This window comes from Campylobacter concisus, from assembly GCF_002912895.1.
Taxonomy (GTDB): Bacteria; Campylobacterota; Campylobacteria; order Campylobacterales; family Campylobacteraceae; genus Campylobacter_A; species Campylobacter_A concisus_G.
Genome location: NZ_POZX01000081.1, coordinates 1 through 10,969 on the forward strand (window position 1 = coordinate 1; position 10,969 = coordinate 10,969).

Annotated in this window: 10 protein-coding genes; all 10 read left to right on the forward strand. The window is 32.1% G+C overall.

Annotation, left to right across the window (positions count from 1 at the left end):
* Positions 1-34: 34 nt before the first annotated feature.
* Complete coding sequence (locus CYP51_RS09520) at positions 35-1,405, forward strand: mannose-1-phosphate guanylyltransferase/mannose-6-phosphate isomerase (RefSeq protein ID WP_103625246.1); 1,371 nt, start codon at positions 35-37, stop codon at positions 1,403-1,405.
* Positions 1,406-1,408: 3 nt separating this feature from the next.
* Complete coding sequence (gmd, locus tag CYP51_RS09525) at positions 1,409-2,551, forward strand: GDP-mannose 4,6-dehydratase (protein ID WP_103625247.1); 1,143 nt, start codon at positions 1,409-1,411, stop codon at positions 2,549-2,551.
* 3 nt (positions 2,552-2,554) lie between these two features.
* Complete coding sequence (locus CYP51_RS09530) at positions 2,555-3,610, forward strand: GDP-L-fucose synthase family protein (RefSeq protein WP_103625248.1); 1,056 nt, start codon at positions 2,555-2,557, stop codon at positions 3,608-3,610.
* A 31-nt stretch (positions 3,611-3,641) separates the two neighbouring features.
* Complete coding sequence (locus tag CYP51_RS09535) at positions 3,642-4,907, forward strand: flippase (RefSeq protein WP_103560202.1); 1,266 nt, start codon at positions 3,642-3,644, stop codon at positions 4,905-4,907.
* Between the two features lie 217 nt (positions 4,908-5,124).
* Positions 5,125-5,355, forward strand: a complete 231-nt coding sequence (locus tag CYP51_RS09540; protein WP_103560203.1) for a hypothetical protein — start codon at positions 5,125-5,127, stop codon at positions 5,353-5,355.
* 721 nt (positions 5,356-6,076) lie between these two features.
* The gene (locus CYP51_RS09935) at positions 6,077-6,274 is read left to right on the forward strand and encodes a hypothetical protein (protein ID WP_219809042.1); all 198 of its coding nucleotides are present in this window, start codon (positions 6,077-6,079) and stop codon (positions 6,272-6,274) included.
* A gap of 62 nt (positions 6,275-6,336) precedes the next feature.
* Positions 6,337-8,196, forward strand: coding sequence for an asparagine synthase (glutamine-hydrolyzing) (asnB, locus tag CYP51_RS09550; protein ID WP_103625250.1), 1,860 nt, complete (start codon positions 6,337-6,339; stop codon positions 8,194-8,196).
* Positions 8,183-9,802: a glycosyltransferase gene (locus tag CYP51_RS10170; protein WP_103560205.1), complete on the forward strand. Its 1,620-nt coding sequence runs from the start codon at positions 8,183-8,185 to the stop codon at positions 9,800-9,802. Before asnB ends, CYP51_RS10170 begins: the two co-directional genes overlap by 14 nt.
* The gene (locus CYP51_RS09560; protein WP_103560206.1) at positions 9,799-10,716 is read left to right on the forward strand and encodes an NAD-dependent epimerase/dehydratase family protein; all 918 of its coding nucleotides are present in this window, start codon (positions 9,799-9,801) and stop codon (positions 10,714-10,716) included. The genes CYP51_RS10170 and CYP51_RS09560 overlap by 4 nt, the downstream gene beginning before the upstream one ends.
* On the forward strand, positions 10,709-10,969 hold a 261-nt coding region (locus tag CYP51_RS09565), incomplete at its 3' end, for a hypothetical protein (protein ID WP_141089690.1). The genes CYP51_RS09560 and CYP51_RS09565, both read left to right, overlap by 8 nt.

Here is a 10,969-nt window from a genome sequence, read left to right on the forward strand (position 1 = left end):
GATTTTTAAGCTCATTTTAAAGTAGATAAAATTTATGATAAATATATTATTATGTGGTGGTTCTGGTACGAGGTTGTGGCCTATTAGCAGGACTTTGATGCCAAAACAATTTATTAAATTATTTGACGATAGGTCACTTTTTCAGCTAACTGCACTACGAAATAGCGAAATTTGTGACAATACATTCGTGATAACAAATATTGATCACTACTACTTGGCGATGGATCAGATAGAAAATTTAAATATTACAAATTTTAAATATCTGCTCGAGCCAGTTGGTAGAAATACTGCACCAGCGATCACATTAGCTTGCCTTGCACTTGATCCAAATGAGATTGTTTTAGTAACGCCATCGGATCATTTGATAAAGGACATTAAAGCATATCACACAAGCGTAAAAGCTGCAAAGGAGCTGGCAGAGCAAAATTTCTTAGTTACTTTTGGTATAAAGCCAAGGTCACCTGAGACGGGATTTGGATATATAGAGAGCTATAATGGTGATGTGAAGGCTTTTTATGAAAAGCCAGACTATGAAAGGGCGGTGAAATTTCTAAAAGATCAAAATTTCTACTGGAATTCAGGTATGTTTATCTTTAAGGTAGGAGTTTTCTTAGATCAGATGAAAATTTTTGCTCCTGAGATACTTGAAACATGCAAAGTAGCTTTTGATAACGCAAAAAAAGACGAATTTGATATTAAAATAGATACTACCGATATGCAAAATATCCCACAAAATAGCATAGATTACGCTGTGATGGAAAAGTCTGGTATCGTAAAAATGGTAGCTCTAGATGCATCTTGGAGCGATCTTGGAAGTTTTGATAGTTTGGATGAGCAGCTACAAAAAGATATCAATGGAAACACAATAAATAGCGATCTGGTGCAGATAAATTCTCACAATAATCTAGTCTTATCTAGCGGCAAAAAAATAGCTTTAATAGATGTCGATGATCTAACTGTGGTTGATACAAAAGATGCTCTTTTAATATCTAAAAAATCCTCTAGCCAAAAAGTAAAAAATGTGGTGGAAATTTTAAAAGAGGAGAGCTCCGAGCTTTGCAATACTCATGTTACGACAAATAGGCCTTGGGGAAACTATACCGTCCTTGAAAATCAAGATGGTTATAAGATAAAGATAATAGAGGTAAAACCTGGCAAAAGACTATCTTTGCAAAAGCATTTTCATAGAAATGAGCACTGGATAGTACTATCAGGAAGTGCCACTGTGACGATAGGTGAGACAACTAGACTCATTTGTCCTAATGAGTCTATCTATATAAAAATGGGTGAAGTTCATAGGCTGTCTAATGAAGGAAAAATTCCTGTGGTTTTGATAGAAGCTCAGGTCGGTGAATATACAGGTGAAGATGATATAATTCGCCTAGACGATGATTTTAAAAGGTGATTTATGGATAAAAAAGTAGCGTTAATAACTGGTATAACTGGTCAAGATGGATCGTATCTGGCAGAATTTTTACTAAAAAAAGGCTATATAGTCCATGGTGTAAAAAGGCGAACAAGTCTTTTTAATACAGATAGAATAGATCATCTCTATCAAGATCCACACGTTGATAATAGAAACTTTTTCTTGCACTATGGCGATATGACGGACTCTATGAACTTAACAAGGATCATCCAAGAAGTACAGCCAGATGAAATTTATAACCTAGCTGCCATGAGCCATGTGCATGTTAGCTTTGAGACACCAGAATATGTCGCAAATGCTGATGGCACAGGCACTCTTAGATTGCTTGAAGCTATAAGGATATTAGGACTTGAGAAAAAGACTAAAATTTATCAAGCCTCTACATCTGAGCTTTACGGAAAAGTGCAAGAGACGCCGCAAAGCGAAACGACTCCATTTTATCCAAGAAGTCCTTATGCGGTCGCAAAGATGTATGCGTACTGGATAACGGTTAATTATAGAGAGGCTTATGGTATTTTTGCTTGTAATGGTATATTGTTTAATCACGAATCACCAGTTAGAGGTGAGACATTTGTAACTAGAAAGATCACAAGGGCAGCTAGTAAGATAGCGCTTGGGCTTCAAGACAAGCTTTATCTTGGAAATTTAGACGCTAAAAGAGACTGGGGTCATGCAAAAGACTATGTAAAGATGATGTGGATGATACTACAAGCTCCAGAGCCAGAAGACTGGGTGATAGCAACTGGACAAACAACAGCGGTTAGAGACTTTGTAAAATTTGCATTTGCCTATGCTGGTATAAATTTGAGATTTGAAGGGGCTGGCGTAGATGAGGTAGGAGTCGTGGACTCACTAAATTTTGAAAAAGCAAAAGAGTTAAATTTAGATATATCGCATTTAAGTATCGGACAAACTGTGGTTTGCGTAGATCCAAGATATTTTAGGCCAACAGAGGTTGATTTGCTGCTTGGAGATCCTAGCAAAGCAGAGAAAAAACTAGGCTGGAAGAGAGAATTTAACCTTCAATATCTAGTAAATGATATGATGAAGTCGGACTTAAAACTCATGACAAAAGATGTCTATCTAAAAGATGGCGGATATGAGATAATGAGCTATTTCGAGTAAAAAATGGATAAAAACAGTAAAATTTATGTAGCAGGACACAAGGGTCTGGTAGGCTCTGCTATAGTGAAAAATTTACGATTAAAGGGCTATGAAAATATAATCACAAGAACTCATGGCGAGCTTGATCTTATGGATCAAAAAGCTGTTTGTGAGTTTTTTGAAAAAGAAAAGCCTGAGTATGTAGTGCTTGCTGCTGCAAAGGTCGGGGGAATAGTGGCTAATAGCACTTATAGGGCTGATTTTATATATGAAAACTTACAAATTCAAAATAATGTGATCCACCAAAGCTATCTACATAAGGTAAAAAAACTATTATTTCTGGGAAGTACTTGCATATATCCTAAAAATGCCCCACAGCCAATGAGCGAAGAGGTGCTTTTGACATCTCCACTTGAATACACAAATGAGCCATACGCAATAGCTAAAATAGCTGGCATGAAGATGTGTGAGAGCTATAATTTACAGTACGGCACAAATTTTATATCTGTTATGCCTACAAATTTATATGGTCCAAACGACAACTTTGATCTAGAAACCTCGCATGTTTTGCCGGCGCTTATAAGAAAGATACACCTAGTAAAACTTTTAAGCGAAGAAAAATTTGACGAAGTGGTAAAAGATCTAAAAGCAAGAGATACAAATGAAGCTATGGCTTATCTTGGTAAATTTGGTATTTCAAAAGATAGAGTAGAAATTTGGGGTACAGGAAAACCTAGACGAGAGTTTCTATACTCAGAAGATATGGCCGATGCCTGTGTGTTTTTACTAGAAAATAGAGACTTTAAAGATACTTATGACAAAAATAGTAAAGAGATAAGAAACACGCATATAAATATAGGCACAGGCAAAGACATCTCGATAAAGGAGCTAGCAAATTTGGTTAAAAATATAGTTGGCTTTAAAGGTGAGCTATACTTTAACGATAACAGGCCTGATGGAACGATGCTAAAACTAACGGACCCGTCTAAGTTACACTCTCTTGGCTGGAAGCATAAAGTAGAGCTTGAAGACGGGATAAAGACACTTTATGAGCGGTATGTGAAAATAAATGATAGATAAAATAATATTATTAAAACATCATCAAGGCTTCATGAAGTATTTTAAAAATACCTCATGGCTATTTTTTGAAAAAATGCTCCGTATGTTTGTTGGACTTTTTGTAGGAATTTGGGTGACTAGATACTTGGGTCCTGAGAGGTTTGGACTTTTTTCATATGCTCAAAGCTTTGTAGGGCTTTTTGTTGTCATTGCTACGCTCGGACTTGATGGTATAGTAGTAAGGGAGCTAGTAAAGGATGAAAGTAGAACAAATGATCTAATAGGTACTGCTTTTTACCTTAAGCTCATCGGTGCTATTTTGACGCTATTAGTTTTGGTAATTGCTACCCAGTTTACTTCAAATGATAGGTATACAAATTTATTAGTATTTATCATAGCTAGCGCTACTATATTTCAATCATTTAATGTAGTAGATATGTATTTTCAATCAAAAGTTTTATCAAAATATGTAGTATTTTCTAATATCATCTCTCTTTTTATAAGTAGTATAGTAAAGATTACACTCATTTTAATTAACGCTCCACTTGTAGCTTTTGCATGGGCTATCCTATTTGATAGTATAGTTTTGGCTTTAGGATTTATTTATTTTTTCTTGAAATATTCAATTTCTGAGATTAAAAAAATAAAATTTAATAAAACCATCGCTATATCTCTTCTAAAAGATAGCTGGCCACTTATCCTAAGTGGGGTTGTAATATCTATATATATGAAAATAGATCAGGTTATGATTCAAGATATGTTAGGAAGTGAAGCTGTTGGACAATATGCTGCGGCAACTAGATTAAGTGAAATTTGGTACTTTATACCCACTATTCTTGTTTCTAGTTTATTTCCCGCTATAGTAAACGCAAGAAAGCAGAGTGAAGAGTTATACTATAGTAGGCTTCAAAAGCTTTTTGATCTTGTGGTATGGATAGCTATTGTAATAGCACTACCAATGACTTTTTTATCTGATATGATAGTGGATATACTTTATGGCAAACAATATAGTCAAGCAGCAAGTGTATTGATGATACATATTTGGGCAAGTATATTTGTTTTTTTGGGAGTTATTAGCAGTAATTGGTATATAAATGAAAATCTACAGCTACTAGCTTTTTTGAGAGCTTTTTATGGCATGATCTCAAATATATTTTTGAATTTACTATTGATTACAAAATATGGAATTCAAGGTGCTGCTATAGCAACACTAATTAGTTATATGATTGTTGACTTTATATGTGATGTTGTTAATTGCTATTCTAGAAGAATTTTTTTTATGAAACTAAATACAATTAATCCAATGAGAATATGGTGATTAGAAAGATAATAGGGAAAATTTATTCCTATATGGGTTAAATAATTCAAAATATTAGTTTGTGATTGTTCTTAATATAGCACTATAAAAATGGGATTCTATAGATAGTTGCGCCAATAAAATACCTTGGTACACGTATCCTGCCATAGAATTCTTAAACACTTTTGACCTTTCTGAAAATCTTTTTTGAATTTGGAAACAGTAATTCATCAAGGCATTGGGCAAAAAAGATAAGGACATGATTTCTGTTGAATACGATAAAGAAAGCTTTAAAAAAGTAAATCCTAATCTCAACAACAATCAAACTTTACTACATAGAGAAGATAGTGAATATTATAAAAAGTCCATATTTGATAAAAAATTTGATATAGTTATAATAGATGGTATTAGAAGACCTCAATGTTCAAATCTAATTAAAAAATACTTAAATTATCAATCTGATGTGTAGGTATTGCGGTATTATATAATTATTGATTGGCTCAGAGAAATGTTAAAATATTTAAGAGAAAAACTAGACTTCTTGGAGATTGATTTTCATGGCTTCGGTCCTATAAATGTGACTTCTGTATTTATAACAAGAAATTTTAGATTCAAACCAATTGATAACATACAGCCTATTTTTTCTGTATCAGCTATCAAATATAGTGTAGAATAAATATTGCTACAACAAATACTTAAAAAATTTTTACCTAAAACATTAAAAGAAAAATTATTGAGTTTGGAAATAATAATTTAGATGGATATGCAATAAAATCATATTCCCAAGAGAGTGAAGATATAATTTTGGGAAGATTATTCGTAGAACAAAATTTGGTTTTATGTAGATGTGGGCACTCATCATCCCAAGCGTTCTTCAAATATATTATTTTTATAAAAAAGATGGAGAGGTATTAATATAGTATAATTGCTTTTGATAAATTTTGTCCAAGAGATATAAATATAGAAAGGCCAATATCTGATAAAAAACAAATTTTAACCTACTATGCTTTTAATGAACCTGCTTTAGATACTTTTTCAAAGGAGTTAGCAGTAGAGTATGAAAAGGAAAATTATTTTATAAAATTTAAAAAAGATATTGAAACTACAACACTTGAGGATATTCTTGATAGAAATTTGCCAAAAAACCAGGATATAGACTTTTATCGGTATATGTTGAAGGATAGGATCTTATGATATTAAGATCAAATAACTTTGAAAAATACAAACCAAAAATAGTTTTGATAGAAATTCTAGGAAATAGTTTTAGTGAAATCGAGAATAATAAAATAGCTGATCATTTAGATCAACAAGACCATTCTATCTTTGCAAAGGCTGTTAACACTGTATTTTTGATAAATAGTAGTTTTAAAAAAGATAGATTTTTGTAATCTTATGATTTAATATCTGTATTGGTTTATAAAATAATTATGTGAGGGATCTGTAAAAATATATGTGTGGAATATTAGGAACGATACCATCTTCAAATGAAACTAAATTTAAAAGTGCGTTAAATAGATTAGAGCATAGGGGTCCTGATGGTTTTGGGATAGAAACAATTGAAAATAGTATTACATTGGGACATAGAAGACTGGCTATTGTGGATTTGTCAGATGGCGCTCATCAGCCAATGTATGATAAAACAAAAAGATATTGTGTAATTTTTAATGGTGAGATATATAATTTTTTGGAAATTAAGAAAGAGTTAGAAGCAAAAGGGCATGCATTTTGTTCATCATCAGATACAGAAGTTTTACTTTATTCTTATATAGAGTGGGGTGAAGAGTGTGTCTTAAAATTTAATGGAATGTGGGCTTTTGCTATATGGGATAATCAAAAAAAAGAGCTTTTTTTATCCAGAGATAGATTTGGTAAAAAACCACTTTTTTATGCCGTAATTGATGGTAAATTTATATTTGCCTCAGAAATGAAGGCCATCTATCCATTTTTAAAAGAAATAAGACCATCACAAAATTTTCATTGGATGAAAGACAATATTTTTTCATATGAAGCAACTGAAAAATGTTTGATAGATGGAATTAAAAGATTTCCATTTGGACATAATGGAATTTATAAAAATGGAAATTTAACAATAAAAAGATACTGGAACACGCTTGATAATATTGTGGACCCACCCAAAACATATGATGCTCAAGTAGAGCGATTTAGGGAATTGTTTTTAGACGCTTGTAAGATTAGGATGAGAGCAGATGTATCCATAGGAACAGCCCTTAGTGGAGGGCTTGATAGTAGTGCAACTATTTCAGCTATGGCTCATCTATCAAAATATTATGTTGATTATGGCAAGAATGACTGGCAACATGCTTTTGTTGCATCTTTTCCAGGTACTCCACTTGATGAATCGCATTTTGCAAAAATGGTTGTTGATCATATAGGAATTGAAGCTACCTATATAAACATTGAGCCTCTTAAGTATTGGGATAACCTAGAAAAATATTTTTATATGTTTGAGGATTTATATATAACTAGCCCGATACCAATGATGGCTACATATGAAGCTGTAAAAAAACATGGAACGACAGTGACATTAGATGGGCATGGAGCAGATGAGCTTTTTAGTGGCTATGGGCATTTAGTTGAAGCCTTATGGAATAGTAAATTTTCGATAAAAAATAGTATTGACATACTTAATACCTATCAAGAGACATTGGGTAATGGAACACAGTTTGATAGGAATAGTAATTTTAATATATATGTTAAATTTATGATAAAGAAAATAGCAAAAATGATTTTTGGAAAAGAAATTAGGTCAAAAGATGCCAACCATAAAAATTTTAAAAAACTTGATAGCTTTTCTCAGCAACTATATATAATTTTTCATGAGACAATATTGCCAACCTTGCTTAGGAATTATGATAGGTATTCTATGACAAATAGCGTAGAGATAAGGATGCCTTTTATGGATCATAGGATCGTCTCTTTTGTAACCTCTTTGCCGTATTCTAGTAAATTTGGAAATGGCTATACAAAAAAGCTCATAAGAGATGCTATGGATCCTTACATGCCAAAAGAGATAACATGGAGAAAGTCTAAGATCGGATTTAACTCTCCAATAGTTGATTGGATGCAGGGCGATTTAAAGGAATGGTTTTTGGATACGGTTCATGAAAAAGGCTTTATGGAATCTAGCTTGATAGACAATCCACCTGAGCTTCAAAGACAAATTTTGAGTATCGCAAATAAAAATACAAACAGCTATGTGTTGGCTGAAAATTCTTGGAAGAATTTAACACCATATATTTGGGAAAAAGCAATTAAAAAATTTGGGGCTGGCAATAATGCAACAAAGTGATATAAAATCGTATAATTTAGCACCAATAGTGCTATTTGTCTATAATAGATTAGATCATACAAAGCAGACCATAGAGGCTTTGCAAAAAAATAAAATTTCAAACAGGAGTGATCTTTTTATATATTCTGATGCAGCTAAAAACGAAGGGTCAAAACAAAAAGTAGCAGAGGTAAGAGAATATATAAAAAGTATAAATGGATTTAAAAATATTACAATCATTGAAAGAGAAAAAAACTATGGTCTTGCAAATAGTATCATAGACGGTGTTACAAAAATTGTAAATGAATATGGCAAAATAATTGTTCTTGAGGATGACTTAATAACAAGTCCGAATTTTTTAAAGTTTATGAACGAGGCGTTGGAAATTTATAAAAATGAGGACAAAGTATACAGTGTTACTGGGTATTCTTTTACTGATAATATATCAGATATCGAAAGTAGCTATTTTTTGAAACTTACTAGCTCTTGGAGCTGGGGTACTTGGGCGGATAGATGGCAACAATTCAAACGAGATAAAAAGGATTTGGAGCAAATTGTCAGTAGCTCAATACAAGAAAAAAATCTTTTTAACTTCGATGATTCTTATGATTATATCAGCATGACTAAGATGCAGATCAATGATAAAATAGATTCGTGGGCGATTTATTGGTATCTATGTGTATTTAAACAACAAGGACTTACATTATATCCTGCTAAGAAGTTGGTGAAAAATATTGGATTTGATGGAAGTGGGACTCACTGTTCTCTCTCAGAACATGAGGACGAACTAGTAAATTTTTATCCTAGTTTTACAAAAGATATTGTTGAAAAAACAATAAATAGAAATGTAGTATCTAGTATATTAAGAGAAAAAAATAAAATAAGCATAAAAAGAAAAATAATAAATAAACTAAAAAAATATTTATCTCAAAAACAAAAACAGATTTTATTAATACTATTTTCGAAGGCAAAATTACTCTTTCATAAAAAAGATATAGGCAAAAATACATATATCGATAAGACAGTGCATGTAACAGGCTGGAAAAATATCTTAATAGGGAATAATACTGGTATCAGCGAATACACTTGGATAAATGTAAATAAAAGGTTGGGAGACAATAAGCATATTATAATTGGTAGCAACTGTTATATTGGCAGAAGGAATTTTTTTAGCTCAGGATTATTAATAAAAGTATCAGATTATTTTATGAGTGGCATTGATTGTAAATTTATGGGAAGCGACCATGTTTTTAAAAATCCTTTTATACCATATATTGCTACTGGAACAACTATGGAAAAAAAAATTATTATTGAAACCAATGTATGGCTAGGTGCTGGAGTGAGTGTTATTGGAAATTTAACAATAGGTAGAGGTTCTATAGTAGGTGCTGGAAGTTTGGTTAACAAAGACATACCACCTTTTAGTGTTGCTGTTGGGAGCCCTTGTAAAGTTATAAAAAGATATGACTTTGGTGCCGGAAAATGGGTAGGAATAGACGAATATAATTTCAACAATGATTCATTGATTCCAACAGAAGAGGAGTATGCAAATAAATTAAAACAAAATTTTCCAAATGTTATCATTCCATTTGTTGCATGTGGAAAAAATAAAGGTGATTTGTTTTGAAAAAAATATTAATTACTGGAGCCAAGGGTTTTTTGGGTTCAAATGTAGCACATTATTTTAAAACTCTAGGATATCAGACATATGGTATAGGACATGGTGGACTGTCTATAGAAGAGTCGAAAGAGATTGGGCTTGACTACTGGAAAAAGGATGATGTGTCGATAAAGGCAATTTTAGAATTTGAACAAGTTTTTGATGTTATAGTGCATTGTGGCGGTAGTGGCTCTGTTGGTTTTTCTGTTAAATGCCCATACGAAGATTTTAAAAAAACAGTAAATGGTACACTTGAAGTCTTAGAATATATAAGGGTGTATAACAATAATTCCCATCTTATCTACCCATCAAGTCCAGCAGTACAGGGCGAATGTGAGGATAAGCCGATCGTAGAAGAGTATTTTGGAAGACCAGTTTCTCCTTATGGGTATCATAAAAAAATAGCCGAGGATCTATGTCAGAGCTATAGTGAAAAATTTGGTTTAAATATTTCTATAATAAGACTCTTTTCAGTATACGGAAATGGTCTTAAGAAGCAGTTGCTTTGGGATGCTTGCCAAAAAATATTAGATAGTAGTGATGAGGCCGTCTTTTGGGGCACGGGGAAGGAGACAAGGGATTTTATACACATAAGTGATGTTTTGCGTTTAGTTGATATGTTGTTAAAAAAAGATGAGAAATTTTATATCATAAACGGTGGAACTGGTGTAAAGCATACCATAAAAGATGTAGTAGAAATGATAAGAAATCTAGTAAATCCAAATATTAATATAAAATTTAATAATCAAGTGAATGTAGGAAATCCAATGTACTACTGGGCGGATACACACAAGCTAGAAAAAAATGGTTTTAAGGCGGATAAAAATTTAAAACAAGAGATAATAAACTATGTAGAGTGGATAAAGGGACTGGATGATTAAAGTTGGATTTATAGGTAGTGTGTCAAAAGAATGGATGGGCGGATTAAACTATTTTAAAAACTTACTTTTAGCTATAAATTCTATAGAAAAAAAAGAGCTTGAAGTATTTGTTTTTGTTGGTAAAAAAATAGATATAGAAACAAAAAGAATGTTTCAAGAATATGCAACTGTAATAGAAGATAGCGTATTTGACAGAAAAAGTATAAAATGGTTTCTTAGTAAAATAGAACAAAAAATATTTAAAACAAATATT

Coding starts and splice junctions, on each gene's coding strand:
- CYP51_RS09935 (WP_219809042.1), top strand. CDS start 6,077: ATGATATTAAGATCAAATAACTTTGAAAAATACAAACCAAAAATAGTT.
- asnB (WP_103625250.1), top strand. CDS start 6,337: ATGTGTGGAATATTAGGAACGATACCATCTTCAAATGAAACTAAATTT.
- CYP51_RS09535 (WP_103560202.1), top strand. CDS start 3,642: ATGAAGTATTTTAAAAATACCTCATGGCTATTTTTTGAAAAAATGCTC.
- CYP51_RS09520 (WP_103625246.1), top strand. CDS start 35: ATGATAAATATATTATTATGTGGTGGTTCTGGTACGAGGTTGTGGCCT.
- CYP51_RS09530 (WP_103625248.1), top strand. CDS start 2,555: ATGGATAAAAACAGTAAAATTTATGTAGCAGGACACAAGGGTCTGGTA.
- gmd (WP_103625247.1), top strand. CDS start 1,409: ATGGATAAAAAAGTAGCGTTAATAACTGGTATAACTGGTCAAGATGGA.
- CYP51_RS10170 (WP_103560205.1), top strand. CDS start 8,183: ATGCAACAAAGTGATATAAAATCGTATAATTTAGCACCAATAGTGCTA.